Raw genomic sequence first — 21,942 nt, 5'->3', positions numbered from 1 at the left:
GAACGCGGTGTCGCTTCCGTTTCAGTGACGCCAGTATATAATGCCGCAGATTTTGTGTGTGCTTTGTCCCAGCGTAGGATGAAGTTCACGAGAGCGACAGACCTTGATTGCGCATTAGAACGCAGAACGCTCTCAACCCTGAAAAGGTCGTTTTATGACGAAATGGCTGCTGGCTGCCGGAGTCTTGATGCCGCTTTACAGCGCACAGGCTACACAGGATCCGGAAGCTGTGTACAACCGTGTTTGTGGTGCCTGTCATTCCGGCCAACTACCCATGGCGCCCGAAAGAGGCGATCAGGAAGCTTGGACGCCGAGGTTGGCGAAAGGTATGGAGACGCTGGTGCAACACGTGACCCAGGGTTTCAAGGCGATGCCGCCGCGTGGTTTGTGCATGGACTGCAGTGCCGAGGATTACCAAGCCATCATCCTGTGGATGAGCGAGTAAACCCGGTCCATAACTTAACCCTTAGCCGTAGTTGGATTAGCTGATGAACAAATTGATCGTGAGTCTGCTGTTGACCGTGGGAATCTCAGGCTTCGCCCATGCTGCCGGTGATGCCGCAGCAGGCCAGGCAAAAGCCGCCGTATGCGGAGCCTGTCATGGCCCGGACGGGAACAGCATGGCGCCAAACTTTCCGAAACTGGCCGGTCAAGGTGAACGCTACCTGACCAAGCAACTGCACGACATCAAGTCGGGCAAACGCACCGTTCTGGAAATGACCGGCTTGCTGACCAACCTGAGCGATCAGGACCTGGCCGACATCGCCGCCTACTTCGCCAGCCAGAAAGGCAGCGTCGGCGCCGCCGATCCGAAGATCGTCGCTCGCGGTGAGGACCTGTTCCGTGGCGGCAACCTGGCCAAGGGCCTGCCAGCCTGCACTGGCTGCCATTCGCCGAATGGCGCTGGCAACGCCGCCGCCGGGTTCCCGCACCTGGGTGGCCAACACGCTCAATACATCGCCAAGCAGCTGACCGATTTCCGCAAGGAAGAAGGTGGCCGCACCAACGACGGCGACACCATGACCATGCAGACCATCGCCAAGCGCCTGAGCGACGAAGATATTGCTGCGGTCTCCAGCTACATTCAAGGTCTGCACTAAGAGCATTTGGCAGCGATAGATCTCGTGCAACGTTAACGCTCGATTAATCCGTCGCAGCAAGTATAAAAAGGGTGGCTTTGGCCGCCCTTTTTTGTGGCCGCTGCCGTTACACTACAGAACTCATGCCCGCCAGGATCTGTCTGAAAACAGGTCGCGCGAGGCGACCCAAATTGTCCAGGAGTAAAGCATGCGTAATCTGATCATCAGCGCCGCCCTCGTCGCTGCCAGCCTGTTCGGCGTGACCGCTCAAGCCGCCGAAGCCCCAGCCGCCCCTTACGTGGAACTGGCCAACCCGGTACCGGTTGCAGAGCCTGGCAAGATCGAAGTGGTCGAGCTGTTCTGGTACGGCTGCCCGCACTGCTACGCGTTTGAACCGGTGATCAACCCGTGGGTTGAAAAACTGCCATCCGACGTCAACTTCGTGCGTATCCCGGCGATGTTCGGCGGCCCGTGGGACGCTCACGGCCAGATGTTCCTGACCCTGGAAGCGATGGGTGTCGAGCACAAGGTTCACAACGCCGTGTTCAACGCAATCCAGAAAGAACACAAGAAGCTGACCGACAAGAACGACATGGCTGACTTCCTCGCCACTCAAGGCGTGGACAAGGACAAGTTCCTCGCCACCTTCGACTCGTTCGCCATCAAAGGCCAGATCGTCAAGGCCCGTGAACTGGCCAAGAAGTACGAAATCACTGGCGTGCCAACCATGATCGTCAACGGCAAGTACCGCTTTGACATCGGCTCTGCCGGTGGTGCAGAGCAGGCGCTGAAACTGGCTGACCAACTGGTTGCCAAAGAGCGAGCGGCAACCAAGGCTGCTGCCAACTAAGCGCGGCAACCGCCATGCGCCGCTGGAAGTCTGAACGCATCGTTGGCCTGCATGATCCGCAGGTCAACGAGCATCACCTGGAGTCCACGGGCCTGCCCGCAGACCAGCGTCTGCGTTTGCTCAGTTTCAATATCCAGGTGGGCATCAGCACCGAGCGTTATCGGCATTACCTGACCCGTAGCTGGCAGCACCTGCTGCCGCACAACGGCCGCTCAGGCAATCTGCAAAAGATCGGCGACCTGCTCGGCGACTTCGATCTGGTCGCGCTGCAGGAAGCCGATGGCGGCAGCCTGCGTTCGGGCTACGTCAATCAGGTCGAACATCTGGCGCAGCTCGGCGCCTTCCCTTATTGGTATCAACAACTCAATCGCAACCTCGGTCGACTGGCCCAGCACAGCAATGGCGTGCTCAGTCGCCTGAAACCGTGGGCGATCGAGGATCACCCGCTGCCCGGTCCGAAAGGTCGCGGCGCGATTCTGCTGCGCTTCGGCGAAGGTCCGGAGGCGTTAGTGGTGGTGATGATGCATCTGGCCCTTGGCGCGCGAACCCGCAGCCTGCAACTGGCCTATATTCGTGAGCTGATCGGTGGCTACAAACACCAGGTATTGATGGGCGACATGAACACCCATGCCAGCGATCTGCTGCAACATTCTCCGTTACGCGATCTCGGCCTGCTGGCCCCGCAGGTGGAAGCGACATTCCCCAGCTGGCGTCCTCAGCGTTGCCTTGATCATATTTTGCTCAGCCCGACCCTGACGCTGGAAAAGGTCGAAGTGCTGGCACAACCGATTTCCGATCACCTGCCGGTCGCGGTAGAGATTCGTCTGCCGGGTTCGCTCACGGCCGATGCATTGCCCGCGTTGAGTCCTGCCCCTCGCGGAACCCCTGAATGAGCGACGACGCCCAGCGCTGGAAAGAGAAGTACCTCAAAAGCATCGAACAGCAAGACAAGCTTGAACGGCGCTGGGCCGCCAGGCTCGACTTGCTGCGGCGCGGTCTGGTGCGCAGCACACTAGCGGCTGAAGGCACCGATAAAGTCGTCGATCAGTGCATGAAAGAGATGCGCGACGTGGTGCGCACCGACGATATGGACGCCGGCCTCGCCGCCCTGTTGCCGCGCTTGGAAAAAGCCGTGCTCGATTCCGAGCAGCGCCGCGAAACCCGCATCGATCAAGTCAGTACCGCGCTGACATCGCTGGTCACTCAGTTGCAGGCTTTGCCGTTGCCGCGTGAAGTCGCTCAGCCACTGAAGAAATTCGCCAAACAACTGGATAGCCGCGTCGGTTCGGCGCGGGAAATGCCCCTGTTGCTGAGTGAACTCAGCGGCTTGCAGGGCAAGGCTTTGAGTCAGCTGGAAACGCCAGCCGAACCGGGGCGCCCAGGATTGTTGCAGCGTTTGTTTGGTAGCCGTGACAGCGAAGAAGCGCTAGCGACACAATCCCCCGCGCAGGCTCCAGCCTCGCCGCCAGAGCAACCGCTGGCTGCACCGTCACCCACAGCGGAAACCGCACAGCTCGCGCCTGTCGCGGCGGCTGAGCCGGCACCGGCAGCGCCTGCCAGCGAAGCACTTGCACCTGTTGTCGAACCACCCACGCCAGCCGCTCCAACCCCGTTGGAACCGGCAAATGTAGTGGCCTTCGTGCCGCCAACGGTCGTCAGCGAAGTTATCAGTGAACCGCTCGAACCGGAGGCAGAGCGCTTCGAGCCCGAACCTGTTTTCGCCCCGGCTTCAGCGCCGGCTCAAGCACCGATCACCGCTGAGGCGGTCAATCCTGATGAACTGATCCACCCCGGTGACCCATCACCACCGATCATCGACAGCCTGCCCCTGCCCGAACCGATTGCTCAGGCGCTGGCCGCCATCGACCCGGAACAGCCCGAGCACGACATCCTGTTCGCCCTGCCGGACACCCCGGAGCCTTCTTACAGTTCCGTGGCCAAGCACATCGAAGATACCCTGATCGGGCTGCTCGACGACCTGACTCTGCCGGAACGCCACCGCCCGCAAGCCGAAGCCATGCGTGAGCGGCTAAAACACGGTTTGAACTGGTACGAACTGATCCCGATTCTCGACGATCTTGCAACGTTGATGCTGGCGATCACCGATAGCGGCCAGCACGAATTCGAAGCCTATCTGCAACAACTCAATGAACGCCTCGAAGCGTTTCAGAGCAATCTGCAAGCCGCCAGCGAGGGCCATGCCGACAACAGCTCGGCGGCGAAAGCCATGGACACGCAGATCCGTGAGCAAGTCGACGGCCTGCAGACCAGCGTGCAGGAAGCTGCGGATCTGGAAGACCTCAAGCACGTGCTGGAAAACCATCTTGAAGGCCTGCTCGGCACCATGGACCAGCACCAGAAGCAGCGCGACGCCCGTGAGCAGGAAGTCGCCACGCGGCTGAAAAGCCTGTCCGAACGCGTGGCGCATATGGAGCAGGAAGCCCAGGGTTTCCGCGAGCATCTTGAAGTACAGCGGCAGAAAGCACTGATCGACCCGCTCACCGGCCTGCCGAACCGCGCCGCGTGGAGCGAACGCCTTGAGCATGAAATCAAGCAGTGGCAACAGCACGGCAACACGCTGAGCCTGGCCATGCTCGACCTCGATCATTTCAAGCGGATCAATGACAACTACGGCCATCTGGCCGGCGACAAGGTGCTGAAAATCATCGCCACCGTACTGCGCAAACGTCTGCGCGGCGGCGATTTCATCGCCCGCTTCGGCGGTGAGGAGTTCGTTTTGTTGATGCCGGCGACGCCGCCAGCGGTCGGCGCAAAACTGCTGGAAACCCTGCGCGCCGCTATCGAAGCCTGCCCGTTCCACTTCAAGGGTGAACGAGTGACCATCACCCTCTCCATGGGACTGGCGACATTCCGTGCCGGAGAACACAGCGATCTTGTATTGAAAAGAGCCGATCAGGCGTTGTACCGGGCGAAAAATGCGGGGCGCAACAGGGTCGAGCTGGGCTGAGCAAATTGTTCCATTTTGTTTAAATCCGCCCACTGACCGTTGAGACGCGAGGCAGTACGTTACACTGTTGCATTACTGTCTTGCGTGTATTGTCCTCTGCCATGAAATTCTTTGCCCTCCTCGCGTCGCTGCTCGTTCTGGCCGGTTGTGCCAGCGCCCCGCGTTACGACACCAGCCATCCTTCAGCCAATTACGACAGCCGTATCCAATTCGTGATCGTCCACTACACCTCGGCGTCGCTGGAACGCTCGCTGCAACTGCTGACCCATGGCGAAGTCAGCAGCCATTACCTGATCGGCGACGACAAGAGCGGCACCATCTACAAGCTGATGGAGGAAAACCAGCGCGCCTGGCACGCCGGCGAAAGCCAATGGCAGGGCCGTACCTGGCTTAACTCAAGCTCGATCGGTATCGAAATCGTCAATCCGGGCTTCAAGGACACCCCGACCGGCCGTCTGTGGTATCCGTACAGCGAAGCGCAGATTCAATCGTTGATCGTCCTGCTCAAGGACATCAGCAAGCGCAACGGCATCAGCCCGCGCCACATCATCGGCCATAGCGACATCGCGCCACTGCGCAAACTCGATCCGGGCCCATTGTTCCCGTGGAAACGTCTCGCCGCCGAAGGCTTGGGCGTATGGCCGAACGAACAGGCAGTAGCGCGCCAGCAAATGCTGTTCAACAGCAGCGAACTGCCGAGCATCAGCTGGTTCCAGGCACAGTTGGCGCACTTGGGTTATGACACACCGCAGACCGGTGAGCTGGACGTTGCCACACGCCACGTCCTCGCAGCCTTCCAGATGCACTTCCGCCCTTCGCGCTTCGACGGCACGCCGGATGCACAAACGGCAGCGTTGTTGCTGGTACTCAATCAGACAAAATAATGACGCCCGCCCGACGGTCAGGGCGAAATTGCAATCAGCAGCTATAACTCATTGGTAATTCTTCGGATATTCCATGATGGTTGCTACCCGAGAGACGCTGCGTAGCTGGTTTTATCGCCCCTGGTTTTTGGCGATGATCGCGGCTGTCCTCAGTGCCAGCCTGCTGATCGCCGGCGGTATGTTCGTGGCGATGCGTCAGGTCGAGCAAAACGAAAGCCAACAAATGAACGCACAAGGCGAACGTTTTCTGGCCCGCCTCGAACAATTGTTTGGCCAGTTGCGTGAAAGTCTCGATGATCTGGAAGCGCAGCCCTTGCGCAGTTGTGACGATGAAATGATCGCCACCCTGCAGCAAGTCACCTTCAACTATCGCTTCGTCTATGAAGCGGCTTACATGGACGCCTCGCGGATCTGCTCCAACCGTCCGCGCCAGGAAGGTTTGTCAGTGGTCCGCGCGCCAGACATCAAAGGCCCGACCTACAGCTATTGGCTGAACACCACCACCGAACCTGATGAAAATCGCGCAGCGCTGATGCTGGGGCGCGGCAATTTCCGCGTGGCCACCTCGCGCGGGCATCTGACCGACATGGTCGATTTGTCCCCCGGCAGCAGCCTGCTGGTGGTGCTCGATCATGGCACCCGTGCTATCCCGGTGCTTGGCACGGCGCAAGCCTGGCCACCCACGGAACACTGGCCACCGAAAAGTCGCGATGCCCTGCAAGTTACGCAAACCCGGCTGATCTACCGCATGCCCACGGATAATCCGGAATATCAGTTGGTCCTGATCACACCCAGAACCGGCATGCACATTCCGGCTGTCTGGTGGTGGATCATCCCGGCGTGTCTGCTGCTCGGCGCCTTTGTCGGATTTTTCGTGTTCTTACTGGTGCGCCAGCGTCAGTCTCTGGATGCCGAACTACACGGTGCGATCCGCCGTGGCGAACTGCAGGTGCTCTATCAACCGATCTTCGACCTCGATAGCCGCAACTGCGTCGGTGCCGAGGCCCTGCTGCGCTGGCGCCGCCCCGACGGTACGCTGACCAGCCCTGACCTGTTCATCCCCATGGCAGAAAACACCGGGCAGATCCGGCAGATGACCGACTTCGTCCTGCAGCGCCTGCTGGAGCAACTGGGCCAGTTGCTGCGCGCCAATCCGCAGCTATACATCTCGGTCAACCTGGCAGCCTGCGACGTGATGGTGCCGCGCATCGGCCAGGTCATGGCGCGGCTGCTCACCCTGCATCGCGTGGCGGCGCGGCAGATTGCCTTCGAGGTCACCGAACGTGGCTTGATTGATGTGGTGGTGGCACGGGAAAACCTGCAAGCGCTGCGCGATGTTGGCCATCAGGTGCTGATCGACGATTTCGGCACCGGCTATTGCAGCCTCGCCTACTTGCAAACCTTGCCAGTGGACTGCTTGAAGATCGACAAAGCATTCATTGATGCACTGGGCCATGACGCGGCCAGCAGCGGCGTCGCCCCGCACATCATTCACATGGCCCAGGCGCTGGATTTGAAGGTGATTGCCGAAGGCATCGAGCTCGAATCCCAAGCGCAATTGCTCAGCAGTGAAGGGGTGAAATTCGGTCAGGGCTGGTTGTTCGCCCATGCGCTGAGCGCGGTGCAATTCATCGAACTGATCACCCGTGGCCGGCGCCTTGCCGGTCGACGCATGGATGACGAAGCCTAGACAGCGAGCGCCATATAAAACTGCGTACCCTGCCCCGGCCGTGAGTAAACGCCCATACGACCACCATGCAACTGGACGATTTCCTTACACAACGCCAGGCCCAAACCGGCACCGCCCTTCTTGCGCCCTACCTGCACGAAAGGTTCGAAGATCCGCCCCTGCTGGCCGTAGGCAATGCCTTCGCCGTTGTCTTCGACGCTGATAATCAGCCGCTCGCCATGCCGACGTGCCTGCAAGCGGATCTGACCGTCGCGGGCGGTATGGCGCAAGGCGTTGTCGATCAGGTTATCCAGCACACGATCGAGCTGTGCCTGATCGGCCTGCAAACGTGGCAACGGTCCCTGCACTTCGACATGCAGGGCGATGCCCTTGGCCGCCGCCGAATCGGCAAAGCGCAGTTGCGCCTGCTCCAGCAAATCCTCGATGGAGCATGGTGCCAGCGTTAGTTTCTGCAGGCCGTTCTGATAACGCGAGAAGTTGAGCAAGTCGTTTATCAACTGCATCAAGCGCTGCATCTCTTCGTTCACGGTGTCGAGCAAATCGGCTTCGCGCGATTCCGGGGCGTACTTCGCTCGTTCGCGGAACAGCCCGAAGGCCATGTGCATGCCGGTGACCGGCGTGCGCAGCTCATGGGAAGCGCGCAACACGAATTCGCTGCGCACCCGCTCGAAGGCGCGTTGCTCGGTCACGTCATGCAAGACCATCACCGCGCCAAGGATATGCCCCTGCGTGTGGCTGACCGGCGTCAGGCTGTAGGTCAGCAAACGAGATTCGCCGTCGACCTCGATGCTCAGGTCTTCCGGTGCGCGCTCAAGCGAGCCACCGCGCAACACCAGTTGCAACTGCGCATCCAGCTCCGGCCGCTCCAGCGCGGTGCCCAAGCCTTGGCCGAGGCGATCATCGTCCCAACCCAACTGGCGCTGAGCCACCGGATTGAGGTGTTCCAGATGCCCCTCGCGGTCGATCATCAGCAAGCCGTCGTCGATACTGTCGAGCACCGCTTGCAGCCGCTGCTGACCGGCGAACAATTCGTCGACGTTGGTCGCCTGATGTTCCCGCAGGGCCTCAGCCATCAGGCCGAAACGCTTGGTCAGCAGGTTCATTTCCATCGCCGAGGAAATCGGCAGGGTCACTTCAAAATTGCCTTGGCCGATATTGTCCGCCGCCTGCGCCAGCGCCTCGATCGGCGCGCCGAAACGCCGGGCAATCCCGTGGGCCGTGATGAAGCCGATGATCAACACCGCCAGCCCGACAAAACCCAACAGACCGGCGATCAACAATGCCCGGTCGCGCGCTTGATGCTGAACCGCGTTGATGTTGTCCAGTGCATGCTTGTGTTCAGTGATCAAACCGTTACGCAGCGTGTTGAAGCGCTCTCTGAGGTTGGCGTTGCTGCTCAACGCAGTCGCCGGATCACGGGACACATCAAAGGCCTGAAGAAAACTCAGGTAATCAGCCTTGGCCTGACTGAAACCATACTGGCGGCCATCGCCAATGTGCTCTTGGGCGATACCGTCATCAAGCAACTTGAGATACTGCTGCTTCGACGCCTCGAACGCGACCGCATCGGGTTTTTCGGCGAGCATGAGGACCAGTTGATCACCCAGGGTTTGTCGCAGCTTGAGGCCCAGATCGAGAGTGACGAAGTTGTTACGCAGCGTCGTTTCCTGCGAGCCAGCCATTTGCATCACGCTGACCAGCCCGAGCAACAGCCCGAGCAAGGCCACGGTGATGAGCGCGGAAATGCTCAAGAACAAACGGGTCCGCAACTTCATCGCCAATTTCATCGACGGGCGCTCACAGGTTGTACTGCTTGCGCTTGCGATACAGGGTCGAGGCATCGATGCCGAGCGTTTTCGCCGCCTGGTCCAAGGTGCCGGCGGTGGCGAGGACGGCGCCGATGTGGGCCTTCTCCAACTCGTCGAGACTCAACGCGGCACCGACTCGTGGCGCGTTGTTGGCCGGTTGTTCGGCCATGCCCAGGTGGCTGATCTCCACGCGTTCCTGCGGGCAGATGATGCTCGCCCGTTCGACCACATTGCGCAGCTCACGAATGTTGCCCGGCCAGCGATAGCCGAGCAGTGCCTCGCGAGCCTCGTCGCTGAAGCCGCGTGCCGGACGCGCATACTCTTTGACGAAGCGCGCGAGGAAGCGGTCGGCCAACGTCAGGATGTCCTCGGCACGCTCGCGCAGAGGCGGCAGGTGCAGAGTAATGACGTTGAGGCGATAGAGCAGGTCTTCACGGAATCGGCCGTCACGGACCATGTCTTCCAGATTGAGGTTGGTTGCGGCGAGGATGCGCACATCCGCGCGACGAGTCACCGGATCCCCTACCCGCTCATATTCCTTGTCCTGAATGAAACGCAGCAATTTTGGTTGCAATGTCAGCGGAAAATCGCCGATCTCGTCGAGAAACAGCGTACCGCCGTCGGCCTGATTGACTCGGCCCAGTGTACTTTCGCTGGCACCGGTAAATGCGCCTCGACTGTGGCCAAACAGCTCGCTTTCCATCAGTTCAGCGGTCAACGACGGGCAGTTGATGGTCACGCAGGATTTTTTCTCGCGCTTGCTCCAGCCGTGAATCGCTCGGGCCAGCTCACCTTTACCGGTGCCGGACTCGCCGAGGATCAGAATGTTGGCGTCGGTGCCGGCGACCTGACGTGCAGTTTCCAGTACGACTTTCATTGCCGGGCTGTGGGAATCAAGACCGTCCTTCGGTTTGCGGATCTCGCCTTCGAGGGCTTCGAGGCGCGCCGACAGTTGGCGCACTTCCAGTTGCTTGGCGGTGGCCAGACGCAGCTGATCCGGGCTGCACGGTTTGACCAGATAGTCGGCGGCGCCGGCCTGGATCGCGTCGACGGCGGTATCGACAGCCGAATGCGCGGTGACAATCACCACTCGCATCCATGGTGCCTGAATGCGCATCTGCGCCAGTACGTCGAGGCCGTTGTCTTCACCCAGACGTAAATCAAGGAAGCACAGGTCGAAGACCTGGCGTTGCAGCAAGGCGTCGGCCTGAGCCGCGCTGTTGGCTGTGGCAACCGTATAGCCTTCATCTTCGAGGCAATAACGGAAAGTACGCAGGATGGCGGATTCGTCGTCCACCAGCAGAATGCGGCCTTGATGCTCAGTGGCAGATTCCATTTTTCCTACGCTCCATAGTGATTGGTCTTGGGTTAGTCCCGGAAAAATCGGGCAAGTTGCATGGTTGATTCTGAACGATGCCAGCCATAGGAGGGTAGCTCTCTCCTGCCTTTACGGCCAATACGTTGATTTTGTTGGTTTTTTAAACAAATGCCGATTTGCAGGGCATTCCCTGCGTACTTTTCTGACATCTGCGCCCTGCTCTCAATTCCATAAGAATGAAATCTCCTACGAAAAAATCGTGCATTGCGCACGATCCCAGATGACCCATCGTGCAGGATGCGTCGCGAACGTTTTTTACTAAGATCATAACTAATTGATTTTATTGAATATTTTTCAGTTAAAAAACTGGCATGCAGGCTGCAATACCTCATTCAGCCCGGGCAGAAATGAACTGCCCCAACCGAATAAGAGTGAGGAACCCAGGATGACTCGCCAACGTGCCGCCCAAGTGCGTATCTCGCCACTGCATATTCAGCAAGGTCTGTTTGGCGTACTGGCGCTGTTGATCACCCTGATCGCCTGTCAGCAATACCTGCGCTGGGAAAACAGCCAGCAGGTTGAGCCGCTGATTTCGATCCAGCACAACACGCAAACGCACTTCAGCGCCGTCAGCAGCAGCCAGGCCGAGAGCGCCTCGATGCGCATGATGGATGTCGATCAGGCGCAGCCGCTGGATCAACTGCCACGTGAAGAGCGTTGGGTTTTCTAAAGAACACATGAATTCGGGCGCACAGCGCCAGAACACGTAACACCCCTAAATAGAGAAGTAAGGAGAATCACCATGTTGAGCTGGGCAATTACATTCTTGATCATTGCCATCATCGCTGCAGTACTGGGCTTCGGTGGTATCGCGGGCACCGCCACGGGTATCGCCAAGATTCTCTTTGTCGTGTTCCTGGTGATGTTCATCGCTTCCTTCTTCTTTGGCCGTCGCGGCCGAGGTTAACGATGACTGTGTTAAAGACACTGGCAGCCGCCCTGCTTCTGGGCGGTAGTGCCATGGCGATGGCGGCCAATGACGGCCAGACGCGGGTCAACGAACTGTTGAGTTCCGACCCGCAGTATCGCGAAACCTGGGAAGGCGTGGTGAAGAAGGAAGAACGCCTGCCGGAATGGGTGATGAACCTGTCCGGCACGCCTGACCAGCAGATGAATGCCGTGACTGAAGATGGCGACAAGTATCTGGTCGGCCCCCTCTGCGAATCCGCAGACAAGTGCCTCAACCACCGTTTGATCGTCGCCTTCAGTTTCGACAAGAAAGACGCTTACGCCATGCTCGTTGATGTGCCCGAAGGACTGCCGGCCGACAAGTCGCCGACGCGACATGCGACCTATCGCTTCCTCGGCAAACCCGATCAAGGCATGCAGGATCTTTTGATGGAAACCCTGAAGAAAGATCCGAAGTGGTACTGATTTGAACATGAAGGCAGCAGCCCTGCTGCCTTCCATTGCGCCCACCTGAGGAAGGCAGGCGCATGACCAAGGGGCCGGGACGTTCTGACTGTTGCAGGGTCGGAGTGACCTACGGGGACAGGGAGTGCCTGCGCAAGGGCCGGGTCAGGGTAAAAGCTGCGCCGCAAGTTCGCCGACCCGTAGTGGCTCGACGGACTTGCGCTGAGCTTTCCAACACGCAAAACATTGATCCAGAGCGTCCAGCTCATCCTTTTTATCGCTGACACTGCGCGCGAAAACATTACGCGGTGTTTCATGGCGACCGTATATCGACAAAGAGACCGCTTAAACAGTAGGACTTCTAGTCTTCCTGCGTAGGCTTTTTCCTAATTATTTCGTCGATTTTTCTCGTTCAAAAAATAACCAACCTAGGCTGTGATGACCGGTTCACGGCACTTATGCCGGCCGAAATGTCACAATCGAACCGGTTGGGACGCCAGTTTCATTTAAAAAAGCTCATGCCGATTCGGCATAGGGTAGGCGTTTACGGCATTAGACGGCGCAACCTTGCATCGGAATAGTTGCGCCTTTTTTCGCCTGCCGAAGAGCCGTAACTACGCGCTTCGGGGCACCTTATACGGAGGCAGATGCACAGACTTTTCCGCTAAAGAGCGTTCCAGTTCCTGCATGTGCCTGAGTCAAACGCAAGTAAGGGTAAAGATAATGAAGAAGGCAAAAATCAGCCTCGCCTGGCAGATCCTCATCGGTCTTGTTCTAGGGATTGCAATTGGTGCGTTGCTCAATCACTTCAGTGCCGAGAAGGCCTGGTGGATCAGCAACGTCCTGCAACCGGCAGGCGATATCTTTATCCGTCTGATCAAGATGATCGTGATCCCGATCGTCATCTCTTCCCTGATCGTCGGCATCGCCGGCGTGGGCGACGCCAAGAAACTCGGGCGGATCGGCCTGAAGACGATCATCTATTTCGAAATCGTCACCACCATCGCCATCGTTGTCGGCCTGCTGCTGGCCAACCTGTTCCACCCGGGCACCGGCATCGACATGAGCACCCTGGGTACGGTCGACATCTCGAAGTACCAGGCGACCGCCGCCGAAGTGCAGCATGAACACGCGTTCATCGAGACCATCCTCAACCTGATCCCGTCGAACATCTTCGCGGCCATGGCCCGCGGCGAAATGCTGCCGATCATCTTCTTCTCCGTGCTGTTCGGTCTCGGTCTGTCGAGCCTGCAGTCGGACCTGCGCGAGCCGCTGGTGAAGATGTTCCAGGGCGTCTCGGAAAGCATGTTCAAAGTCACCCACATGATCATGAACTACGCCCCGATCGGCGTGTTCGCACTGATCGCGGTGACCGTGGCCAACTTCGGTTTCGCCTCGCTGCTGCCGCTGGCGAAACTGGTGATCCTGGTTTACGTCGCCATCGCCTTCTTTGCCTTCGTGGTGCTGGGCCTGATCGCCAAGCTGTTCGGTTTCTCTGTGATCAAGCTGATGCGCATCTTCAAGGATGAGCTGGTGCTGGCCTACTCCACCGCGTCTTCGGAAACCGTGCTGCCACGCGTGATCGAGAAGATGGAAGCCTACGGCGCACCGAAAGCCATCTGCAGCTTCGTGGTCCCGACCGGTTATTCGTTCAACCTCGACGGTTCGACCCTGTACCAGTCGATCGCCGCCATCTTTATTGCCCAGCTGTATGGCATCGACCTGTCGATCAGCCAGCAGCTGCTGCTGGTCCTGACCCTGATGGTCACCTCCAAAGGCATCGCCGGTGTACCGGGCGTGTCCTTCGTGGTGCTGCTGGCCACTCTGGGCAGCGTCGGCATTCCGCTGGAAGGCTTGGCGTTCATCGCCGGTGTCGACCGCATCATGGACATGGCGCGTACCGCTCTGAACGTGATCGGCAATGCCCTCGCGGTACTGGTTATCGCACGCTGGGAAGGCATGTACGACGATGCCAAGGGCCAGCGCTACTGGAACTCCCTGCCACACTGGCGCAGCAAGGAAAAACTGCCAGCGGGCGAAATCTCCAAGCCGTAACGCAAAACCCTGTGGGAGCGAGCTTGCTCGCGAAGAGGCCGGCACATTCAACCATTATGTTGATTGACACACCGCCTTCGCGAGCAAGCTCGCTCCCACAGTGATTGATGCAAGGCTTACCAACGAACCCCGGAGAAATCCGGGGTTTGTCGTTTCTGGTGACCCCGCTATCATTCGCGGCATTCTTCGGGGGATTTGACTGATGCTTAATGGCCTGTGGCTTGGCTTCTTCATCGTGGCAGCCGTATCGGCGCTGGCGCAGTGGCTGATCGGCGGTAACGCCGGGATCTTCGCGGCGATGGTGGAAAGCATTTTCGCCATGGCCAAGCTCTCGGTCGAAGTCATGGTGCTGCTGTTCGGCACCCTCACCCTGTGGCTGGGCTTTCTGCGCATTGCCGAGAAGGCCGGCATTGTCGAATGGTTGGCCAAGGTCCTCGGCCCGCTGTTTCTAAGGTTGATGCCGGAAGTCCCACCCGGTCACCCTGCCCTTGGCCTGATCACCCTGAACTTCGCCGCCAACGGCTTGGGCCTCGACAATGCCGCGACGCCCATCGGCCTGAAAGCCATGAAGGCGCTGCAAGAGCTCAATCCCAGCGCCACCATCGCCAGTAACGCGCAAATCCTCTTCCTGGTGCTCAACGCCTCCTCCCTGACCCTGCTGCCGGTGACGATCTTCATGTACCGCGCCCAGCAAGGCGCGCCAGATCCGACGCTGGTGTTCCTGCCGATCCTGCTGGCGACCAGTTGTTCGACGATCGTCGGCTTCCTCTCGGTGGCGTTCATGCAGCGCCTGCGGATCTGGGATCCGGTGGTGCTGGCCTATCTGGTACCGGGTGCGCTGTTGTTGGGTGGCTTCATGGCGTTGCTCGGCACCCTTTCAGCGACGGCTTTGGCGGGATTGTCGTCGATCCTCGGCAATCTCACGCTGTTCGGGTTGATCATGCTGTTTCTGATCATCGGCGCGTTGAGGAAAGTGAAGGTTTACGAGGCGTTCGTTGAAGGCGCGAAGGAAGGCTTCGACGTCGCGAAGAACCTGCTGCCGTATCTGGTGGCGATGCTCTGCGCGGTCGGCGTACTGCGTGCGTCCGGGGCGCTGGACTTCGGTCTGGACGGCATTCGTCATCTGGTCGAGTGGGCGGGTTGGGACACGCGGTTTGTCGATGCGTTGCCGACGGCGATGGTCAAGCCGTTCTCCGGCAGCGCAGCGCGGGCCATGCTGATCGAGACGATGAAGACCTCGGGCGTCGACAGCTTCCCGGCGCTGGTCGCGGCGACGGTGCAGGGTAGTACCGAGACGACGTTCTATGTGCTGGCAGTGTATTTCGGCGCGGTGGGGATTCAACGCGCGAGGCATGCGGTGGGGTGTGCGTTGCTGGCGGAGTTCGCTGGTGTGATTGGCGCCATTGCCGTCTGCTACTGGTTCTTCGGCTGAACAAAAATCCAGACTGTAGGAGTGAGCCTGCTCGCGATAGCGGTGTATCAGTCACCGATGATGGCGATTGATAAACCGCTATCGCGAGCAGGCTCACTCCTACAGGGGTTGTGTGTCGGGCTTAAGGTTTTGGGGGGGCGAGTTTCTGGCCTTGGTCGACAGCCCAAGCGACGACTTTCGCGGTCAGGCGATCACTGGCCTGGCCAAACCCGGCCACCACCGCCGGCACCTGCACATCGCTCAACGGCTGGCGCTCTTCAAAGCGGTGACTGGCGAGAATGCGCTGGTCATAACCGCGCACCAGCAACGCATCGACGCGCACCACAACGCTGGCCTGTGAGCCTTGGTATTCGGTCTGAAACGCCTGCAAACTTCCGCCCAATTCCAGATCCGCCGCAAAGTTGCTGTCATCGGTACTAAGCAACGTCACCCGACCATCACGCTGAAACCCATCGAGCAAGCGATTACGCACCAGCACCGGCGCCGGATCACTCCAGCGCGAGCCCTTGTAACTGCTGATCACGTCGCCCTGCGGAATCACCGCAATCGTCGGCCGGTTCAACGCCTCACTGGCCTGCAACTTGTTCAGCCGCAACGACCAAGACTGAGTCGCCGCCGAACTGGCCGAGGCGGGCGCCTGTGCGGCCGGCAGGCGATAGACATCCGACGGCTCCGACTGGGGCAGAATCGAACAGGCGCTGATCAGCGTGAAGCCGGCGAGAAGGGCAAGTCGAGTCAGCTTCATGGCGTGAATTCCTTGTTCTTGTCACGGCCCAGCAGGTAGCCGCTGGGGTTGGCCTCAAGGCGTTGGGAGATGGCGCGCAGCGAGGTCAGCGTCTCGCGCAGTTCGCGAATCGCCGGGGCCAGGCCGTTGAGGCCCTGCATGCCGTTGTCGAGGGAGTTTTCGTTTTTGTTCAGCAGGGTGCTGATCGTCGCGGTACTTTGCTCCAGCGACTTCATGGCTTGTTCGGCACTGCCCAATGCCTGCTTGCCCTGATCGTTGATCAAGCCGTTGGCATTGCGCATCAATAACGAGGTCTGTTCGAGCATGCTGCCGGCCTGTTTGCCAACGCTCGCCAGTTGCTGCATGGCTTGCTTGATGTCACCGCGCTGATCGTTGATGGTGCCGGTGGTCTGCTCCAGATGGGCGAGGGTTTTGCTCACACGCTCGACGTTGTCGGCAGAGAACATCTGGTTGGCGTTTTGCAGCAGCGCGGTGATGCCGCTCATCAAATCATTGCTGTCATTGAGCAGCCGCGAAATAGGCGAGGGCGAAGCGACGATGGTCGGCAAATTGCCGTCATGTCCACGTAGCTTCGGGCTCTCGGGCGTACCGCCGCTGAGCTGGATAATCGACGTACCGGTGATCCCGGCCAGCGCCAGTTTGGCCTGGGTGTCTTCCTTGACCGGGGTGTCACCGGCCAGACGAATCCGCGCCAGCACCCGCCGTGGGTCCTTCGGATCAAGGCGCAGGTTGATCACATCGCCGACCTTGATCCCGCTGTACTGCACCGGGCTGCCTTTGGACAAGCCACTGACCGCCTCACTGAAGACAATTTCGTAATCCTTGAACTCGGTGTCGACGCTGGACTTGGCCAGCCACAGGCCGAAGAGCAGGGCGCCTGCCACCACAATCACGGTGAACAGGCCGATCAACACATGATGCGCTCGGGTTTCCATGTCAGACCTCGTTGAGCAATTTGGCGGCGTCCAGCGCCGAGCGGCCGCGCGGGCCGTGGAAGTATTCGTGAATCCACGCGTCGTCGGTTTCCGAGACAACGTCGATGGGACCTGCCACTAGCACCTTCTTCTGCGCCAGCACCGCCACGCGGTCAGTGATGGTGTAGAGCGTGTCGAGGTCGTGGGTCACCAGAAACACGCTGAGGCCGAGCGCATCGCGCAAGGTCAGGATCAATTGATCGAATTGCGCCGCGCCAATCGGATCAAGGCCAGCGGTGGGTTCGTCGAGAAACAGGATGTCCGGGTCCAGCGCCAGAGCCCGGGCCAGAGCAGCGCGTTTGATCATGCCGCCGGACAGCGATGCCGGGTATTTGTCCGCCGCCGACAGCGGCAACCCGGCCAGCGCCAGCTTCACCGCAGCCAAGTGCTCGGCGTCGTTGCGGCTGAGGCCGGCGTGTTCGATAAGGGGCAGGGCGACGTTCTCAGTAACGGTCAGCGAGGAGAACAGCGCGCCTTTCTGAAACAGCACGCCAAAACGGCGTTCGACCAGCGAACGCTCATGCTCGGACAGGCTCGGCAGGTTCTTGCCGAACACTTTGACGATGCCTTCGCTAGGCCGGCGCAGGCCGACGATGCTGCGCAGCAACACCGATTTGCCGCTGCCGGAGCCGCCGACCACGGCGAGAATCTCGCCTTTGTACAAATCCAGATCGAGGTTCTCGTGCACGCTCTGGCTGCCAAAGCGATTGCACAGGCCACGGACTTCGATCACCGCCTCCGAGGGCGCGCGGGGTAGACGACTCACCAGCCCATCTCCATGAAGAACAGCGCGGCCACCGCGTCGAGCACGATCACCACGAAAATCGATTGCACCACGGCAGACGTGGTGTGCGCGCCAACCGACTCGGCGCTGCCACTGACCTTGAAACCTTCCAGACAACCAATCGCGGCAATCAGGAAAGCGAAGATCGGGGCTTTGACCAGGCCCACCAGAAAATGCTGGATGCCGATGTCCGATTGCAGCAACGACAGAAACATCGCCGGCGAAATATCCAGCGACACCGCACAGACCACGCCGCCACCGATGATCCCGCAAAGCATGGCGAGAAACGTCAGCATCGGCAGCGCCACCAGCATCGCCAATACCCGCGGCACCACCAGCAGCTCCATCGGATCAAGGCCGAGGGTGCGGATTGCGTCGATTTCCTCGTTGGCCTTCATCGAACCGATCTGCGCAGTGAAGGCACTGGCAGTGCGCCCGGCCATGAGGATCGCCGTGAGCAGCACACCGAATTCGCGCAGGAACGAGAAGCCCACCAGGTCCACAGTAAAGATTGTCGCACCGAAACTGGCCAGCACCGTCGCGCCAAGAAACGCCACCACCGCACCCACCAGAAAAGTCAGCAACGCCACAATCGGCGCGGCGTCGAGGCCAGTCTGCTCGATGTGCGCGATCATCGGCGTGATGCGCCAGCGCTTGGGTCGGAACAAGTTGCGAGCGATGGTTTCCAGAATCAGGCCGACGAAGCCGAGCAGTTGCAGGGTGTCTTGCCAGACCGTGTCGACGGCCCGACCAATGCGCGTCAGCAGTTGCACACTGACGCTGATTTCCGGCTCTTTGATTGGCACGCAGAAATCGGTCATCGAGCAGTACACGGTTTGCAGCAGCGCGCGGTCGGCGGAGGTCAGGGTGCAATCGGGGTGTTCGGCGGATTTGCCCAGGCGTTCGGAGCCGAGCAGTTCGACCAGCAACGAAGCGCCAGCGGTGTCGAGGGCGCCGAGGCTGTTGAGGTCGATCGGGGTGTTGGCATCGTACTGACCGTGGAGCTTTTCGCTCAGTTGCTTGAGCTCGGCGTAATGGGCAAGCGTCCAGTCCCCCGTGACCCGCAGGCGGGCAGGGGTTATCGACGTGTCCAGTTGAGCATTACCGCTGATCGAGCTGCTGGTCATAAGCTCCGTGCTTGTTCGGCCTTTATGCGAACTAACGTAATAGCACGAACCGGATTACTTTTCTTTGATCGCTGTGCTGTCCGTGACTTCGAAACGCAACACGCCGATCACCTGGCCATCCTCGGTCAACACCCGCACCTGCCACTTGCCCGCCGGGTTGCCGGGGAAGTTCTGCTTGTGCGTCCACGCCCGGTAGCCTTCCTTGCGCCCGCCATGGATGTCGAGGGCGATGCGGTCGACCTCTTTGCCGTTGAATTGCCAGACGTGATAGATCCGCTCATCGAGCCCGCGCGGCGCGTTGATTGCGGTGTAGGCATAGAGGCCATCGCCACGAATCTGCTCGGCACTGACCGTGTCGAGGCTGGCGCCGGGGGTGCGGTCCTGCATTTGCGTGCTGATCGCCACGTCGGTCATCCACAGCGTCGCCGGTGGCACCCACGAACGCAGCGCCCAACCCACGCCACCGATGCCGACCGTGATGCACAGGATTGCCAAAGCATTGCGCACCGTGCGGATCGGGAAGATCGACGCCAGGCTCGGGAACGACAACAACACGGCAATGCCCAGCGCCCATTTGAAGCTTTGCGCGGTGGTCAGGTGCATGATCACCGGCAACGCGGTGAGCAGGGCGGCGAACAGGGTCAGCGTGTGCAGCGCGAGAAACGCCCAGCGCCGTGGCGCCAGCCATTTGTAATAAAGCGGATCGACGATGGAAATCAGTGCGGCGACGCTGAGTAGCCCGGTGAAAAACAACTGGCCGCTGTTCCAGGTCGTGGTGATGAAGAAAAACGGCAAGACGAAAAACAGGCTTTCCTGATGGATCATCTGCGTCGCATAACGCAGCAGCGGCTGGGGAATCTCGCGTTTGAACACGCGGGTGAAGAGGCCGGTGAGGGTGTTTTCCAGCATCAGCCAGATCCAGCTGAGCAGCATGATCACGGTGATCCAGCTCGCCAGGCCCTGCTGACGATCGACCATGATGAAACTGCCGACCCCGGAGATGAACCCGCCAAGCGCAATGACCCCGGGATAACGCTTCATCAGTTCGAGAATGCGCTGGATCAGGAGCTGTATTTTTGGCATTTGGGCGGTTCACAACTTGAGGGGAAAAAACCTCGACAGAGTAGCGCCCGCCGTGCGCTGTGGCGAGGCTGCCGGTCAGTAAATCCAACACCTCACCCTGTGGGAGCGAGCTTGCTCGCGAAGGCGGCGGGTCAGTCACCACATTTGTTGAATGACACACCGCTTTCGCGAGCAAGCTCGCTCCCACAGGGTCAGTGTTCGGCGGGTTTTCGGCGGTGATGCAAACGCCAGCCGATCAGGATCAACAACACCAGACCCAAGCCACCCGCACTCAACCACAAAACCTGATCATCACTGATCAACGGCTTCTCGATCCGCAGATACCCCGGTTGCAACAGCAACTCACGCATGGCCTTGTTCGCCGCTTCCAGCGTCACCCCTTGCAGCTCCCGCGCCGGGTTGGCAAAACGACCGTCCTGGTAATCACCGAGGGCGCTCCAGTAATAATCCGCCAGCGCACTGTTGCCTTGCACCGCCCACGCCTGATGGGCGATCGAGGCCTGCTTGATCCGCGCGAAAGTATCCGGGTCTAGGCCGTTTTTCAGCAGATCAGCCTTGAGGTCCTCCAGCACCTGAATGGCTTCGTCGACGTCATCACGATCCAGATCGGCATTCAGGCTCATGAAACCGACGCCGCCAAACACCTCACGCTCGGCCCACGGCCCATAGGATAAACCGTGGTTGAGACGAATCTGCCGGTACAGCGCCCAGTCGAGATAATCCTTGAGGATATCGAACGTCTGGTCGTACTGATCGTCCAGCACCGGTTCCGGCACCAGCCAGTGCAATTTGGCGCTGTCGCCGATAAAGCCACGGGTGAGCGTGCGCTCGTGGGCGGCGCTGGTGCGGATATCCGGCAGTGGGCGGTGTTCGCTTGGCTCGACCGCTTCGAGCGCGCCCCAAGTGCGTTCCAGATACGCCGGCAGCAGTTTGTCGAGTTCGCCGACGACAATCAGCGTCATGTTGTTCGGCGCGTACCAGGCCTTGCGCACCTTCTCCAGTTGCTCCTGAGTCAGATGGCCGACCTCGGCGCGTTGCGGGCATTTGAGGCCCAGTTCAACAGCGAGCTGATTGCTCGCGGTGTGGCCGAGGTCCTGACGATCGAGAAAGCGTTGCAGGCGTGTGTAATGGCCGCCGTCCTCGCGCTCGACCACACGTTTGGCGGCGTTGATCGCGTTGTCGTCGATACGCGTTTGCGTGAGCAGAGCGAGCAGCAGGTCGAGTACCTTGCGCTGGTTTTTCGCCGGAGCTTCGATGACGAAGGTGGTGTCGGCGTTGCTGGTGAAGGCATTCCAGTCACCGCCCAGCGCTTGCATGCGCTCCTCCAGACCACCTTCGCCGGTGGCGTCGATGCCACTGAACAGCAGGTGTTCGAGCAGGTGCGGCAGCTCCTTGTCATCGCACTCGAAATCATCAAGGCCGACGCCGACCACCAGCCGGATCGCCACGTGCCCCCGTTCGGTGCCGGGCTTGAGCATTAGCTGCAAACCGTTGGGCAGCGCATAGCCTTCAACCTGAAAACGATCCAGGGCGAAGGCGGGCAGGGAACCGAGCAACAGACAGGCGAACAACAGGCAACGCATAACAGGCTTCCGTACGGCTGATTTGGAGATCCGTGTCGTCAGTCAGGGCCCCATCGCGAGCAGGCTCACTCCTGCATTTGGAATGCGTCCCCCCTGTAGGAGTGAGCCTGCTCGCGATAGCGGCCTGAAGGCTGAATCAATGTAACTGA

20 protein-coding genes are annotated in these 21,942 nt (G+C 59.8%); 12 read left to right on the top strand and 8 right to left on the bottom strand.

Annotated elements, in window-relative coordinates:
- Nucleotides 1-154: 154 nt before the first annotated feature.
- From AB4O01_RS20640 to AB4O01_RS20610, 7 genes are all read left to right on the top strand, one after another.
- On the top strand, nucleotides 155-445 hold the full coding sequence (locus AB4O01_RS20640) for a c-type cytochrome (protein WP_034152239.1): 291 nt from the start codon (nucleotides 155-157) through the stop codon (nucleotides 443-445).
- Between the two features lie 43 nt (nucleotides 446-488).
- Entirely contained in the window at nucleotides 489-1,100 is a 612-nt protein-coding gene (locus AB4O01_RS20635; protein WP_460089378.1) for a c-type cytochrome, read from the top strand.
- 187 nt (nucleotides 1,101-1,287) lie between these two features.
- Nucleotides 1,288-1,929, top strand: a complete 642-nt coding sequence (locus tag AB4O01_RS20630) for a thiol:disulfide interchange protein DsbA/DsbL (protein ID WP_093429506.1) — start codon at nucleotides 1,288-1,290, stop codon at nucleotides 1,927-1,929.
- Between the two features lie 14 nt (nucleotides 1,930-1,943).
- Nucleotides 1,944-2,822: an endonuclease/exonuclease/phosphatase family protein gene (locus AB4O01_RS20625; RefSeq protein WP_093429507.1), complete on the top strand. Its 879-nt coding sequence runs from the start codon at nucleotides 1,944-1,946 to the stop codon at nucleotides 2,820-2,822.
- Nucleotides 2,819-4,897 carry a GGDEF domain-containing protein gene (locus tag AB4O01_RS20620; RefSeq protein ID WP_460089377.1) on the top strand — a complete coding sequence of 693 codons (2,079 nt, stop codon included), beginning with the start codon at nucleotides 2,819-2,821 and terminating at the stop codon, nucleotides 4,895-4,897. The genes AB4O01_RS20625 and AB4O01_RS20620 overlap by 4 nt, the downstream gene beginning before the upstream one ends.
- Nucleotides 4,898-4,998: 101 nt before the next feature.
- A complete protein-coding gene (locus tag AB4O01_RS20615; protein ID WP_093429509.1) occupies nucleotides 4,999-5,781 on the top strand; it encodes an N-acetylmuramoyl-L-alanine amidase in 783 nt (260 codons plus the stop codon).
- Between the two features lie 76 nt (nucleotides 5,782-5,857).
- On the top strand, nucleotides 5,858-7,471 hold the full coding sequence (locus tag AB4O01_RS20610) for an EAL domain-containing protein (protein ID WP_460092298.1): 1,614 nt from the start codon (nucleotides 5,858-5,860) through the stop codon (nucleotides 7,469-7,471).
- On the opposite strand, the gene AB4O01_RS20605 is transcribed toward AB4O01_RS20610, so the two are convergent.
- The gene (locus AB4O01_RS20605) at nucleotides 7,468-9,258 is read right to left on the bottom strand and encodes a KinB sensor domain-containing domain (RefSeq protein WP_093429511.1); all 1,791 of its coding nucleotides are present in this window, start codon (nucleotides 9,256-9,258) and stop codon (nucleotides 7,468-7,470) included. The genes AB4O01_RS20610 and AB4O01_RS20605 overlap by 4 nt on opposite strands.
- Before the next feature lie 10 nt (nucleotides 9,259-9,268).
- Nucleotides 9,269-10,615, bottom strand: coding sequence for a sigma-54-dependent response regulator transcription factor AlgB (algB, locus tag AB4O01_RS20600; protein WP_007954049.1), 1,347 nt, complete (start codon nucleotides 10,613-10,615; stop codon nucleotides 9,269-9,271).
- A gap of 427 nt (nucleotides 10,616-11,042) precedes the next feature.
- Here algB and AB4O01_RS20595 point away from each other — a divergent pair, with 427 nt between their 5' ends.
- The 5 genes from AB4O01_RS20595 (at nucleotide 11,043) to AB4O01_RS20575 (ending at nucleotide 15,497) form a co-directional block, all read left to right on the top strand.
- Nucleotides 11,043-11,327, top strand: coding sequence for a hypothetical protein (locus AB4O01_RS20595; protein ID WP_093429512.1), 285 nt, complete (start codon nucleotides 11,043-11,045; stop codon nucleotides 11,325-11,327).
- 72 nt (nucleotides 11,328-11,399) lie between these two features.
- A complete protein-coding gene (locus AB4O01_RS20590) occupies nucleotides 11,400-11,564 on the top strand; it encodes a DUF1328 domain-containing protein (RefSeq protein WP_003177151.1) in 165 nt (54 codons plus the stop codon).
- 2 nt (nucleotides 11,565-11,566) lie between these two features.
- Nucleotides 11,567-12,031, top strand: a complete 465-nt coding sequence (locus tag AB4O01_RS20585) for an inhibitor of vertebrate lysozyme family protein (protein WP_093429513.1) — start codon at nucleotides 11,567-11,569, stop codon at nucleotides 12,029-12,031.
- A 702-nt stretch (nucleotides 12,032-12,733) separates the two neighbouring features.
- Nucleotides 12,734-14,065, top strand: a complete 1,332-nt coding sequence (gene gltP, locus AB4O01_RS20580; RefSeq protein WP_093429514.1) for a glutamate/aspartate:proton symporter GltP — start codon at nucleotides 12,734-12,736, stop codon at nucleotides 14,063-14,065.
- Nucleotides 14,066-14,267: 202 nt separating this feature from the next.
- The gene (locus tag AB4O01_RS20575; RefSeq protein ID WP_116254165.1) at nucleotides 14,268-15,497 is read left to right on the top strand and encodes a nucleoside recognition domain-containing protein; all 1,230 of its coding nucleotides are present in this window, start codon (nucleotides 14,268-14,270) and stop codon (nucleotides 15,495-15,497) included.
- A gap of 121 nt (nucleotides 15,498-15,618) precedes the next feature.
- On the opposite strand, the gene AB4O01_RS20570 is transcribed toward AB4O01_RS20575, so the two are convergent.
- The 6 genes from AB4O01_RS20570 to AB4O01_RS20545 all read right to left on the bottom strand — a co-directional run bounded on the left by AB4O01_RS20570 (nucleotide 15,619) and on the right by AB4O01_RS20545 (nucleotide 21,793).
- The gene (locus AB4O01_RS20570; protein ID WP_460089374.1) at nucleotides 15,619-16,242 is read right to left on the bottom strand and encodes an ABC-type transport auxiliary lipoprotein family protein; all 624 of its coding nucleotides are present in this window, start codon (nucleotides 16,240-16,242) and stop codon (nucleotides 15,619-15,621) included.
- The gene (locus tag AB4O01_RS20565; RefSeq protein ID WP_093429517.1) at nucleotides 16,239-17,177 is read right to left on the bottom strand and encodes an MlaD family protein; all 939 of its coding nucleotides are present in this window, start codon (nucleotides 17,175-17,177) and stop codon (nucleotides 16,239-16,241) included. Before AB4O01_RS20565 ends, AB4O01_RS20570 begins: the two co-directional genes overlap by 4 nt.
- A 1-nt stretch (nucleotide 17,178) precedes the next feature.
- Nucleotides 17,179-17,982, bottom strand: a complete 804-nt coding sequence (locus AB4O01_RS20560) for an ABC transporter ATP-binding protein (protein ID WP_116254167.1) — start codon at nucleotides 17,980-17,982, stop codon at nucleotides 17,179-17,181.
- Nucleotides 17,979-19,127, bottom strand: a complete 1,149-nt coding sequence (locus tag AB4O01_RS20555) for an MlaE family ABC transporter permease (RefSeq protein WP_116254168.1) — start codon at nucleotides 19,125-19,127, stop codon at nucleotides 17,979-17,981. Before AB4O01_RS20555 ends, AB4O01_RS20560 begins: the two co-directional genes overlap by 4 nt.
- Nucleotides 19,128-19,181: 54 nt before the next feature.
- Nucleotides 19,182-20,210 carry a DUF5924 family protein gene (locus AB4O01_RS20550; protein ID WP_016986428.1) on the bottom strand — a complete coding sequence of 343 codons (1,029 nt, stop codon included), beginning with the start codon at nucleotides 20,208-20,210 and terminating at the stop codon, nucleotides 19,182-19,184.
- A 191-nt stretch (nucleotides 20,211-20,401) separates the two neighbouring features.
- The gene (locus AB4O01_RS20545; RefSeq protein ID WP_093429520.1) at nucleotides 20,402-21,793 is read right to left on the bottom strand and encodes a M16 family metallopeptidase; all 1,392 of its coding nucleotides are present in this window, start codon (nucleotides 21,791-21,793) and stop codon (nucleotides 20,402-20,404) included.
- Nucleotides 21,794-21,942 lie beyond the last annotated feature (149 nt).

Source organism: Pseudomonas sp. S2_E02 (genome assembly GCF_054668355.1).
The sequence above is the reverse complement of the archived record's forward strand: the minus strand, read 5'-3'. Positions and strand labels throughout refer to the sequence as shown.